This window comes from Bradyrhizobium cajani, from assembly GCF_009759665.1.
In the GTDB taxonomy this organism is placed as follows: Bacteria; Pseudomonadota; Alphaproteobacteria; order Rhizobiales; family Xanthobacteraceae; genus Bradyrhizobium; species Bradyrhizobium cajani.
Window position 1 is genome coordinate 1 of record NZ_WQNE01000096.1, and the last position, 510, is coordinate 510.

Annotated in this window: 1 protein-coding gene; it reads right to left on the reverse strand. The window is 67.6% G+C overall.

Translation table 11 applies throughout. The features are described 5' to 3' along the window. The coding region (locus tag GPL20_RS38530; protein ID WP_157337952.1) for an AMP-binding protein at nucleotides 1–510 on the reverse strand (510 nt) is incomplete at both ends.

The window sequence follows — 510 nt, forward strand, 5'->3', positions numbered from 1 at the left end:
CCGCCAGCCGCACGAACGCACTCGGCACCATGTAATCCGGCAGCCGCGCACTTAAGTGCGCCCGCAAGGCGCCCGCAAGCCCGCCTCCATCGCCCTCGTCCGAGCCGGCCTCGGGCGCGCAGACCACATAGGCGATCAGATGCTTGTCGCCGGCTCCGTTCTGGCGCGCCACCACCACCGCCTCGCGCACCCAGGCGTGCTCGCAAAGTCGCGCGACGATCTCGCCCGGCTCGATGCGATAGCCGCGGATCTTCACCTGATCGTCGTTGCGGCCCAGGAACTCAATATTGCCGTCCGGCAGATAACGTGCAAGGTCGCCGGTCCGGTACAGCCGATCGCCCTCGACAAAGGGACTGGCGATGAACCGCTCCTCTGTCAGTTCAGGGCGGTTCAGGTAGCCCCGTGCCACCCCCGCCCCGCCAATGTAAAGCTCGCCCACCGCGCCGAACGGCACGGGCGCGCCATGGCCATCAAGCAAGTACACCCGCGTGTTGGCGATTGGACGCCCGA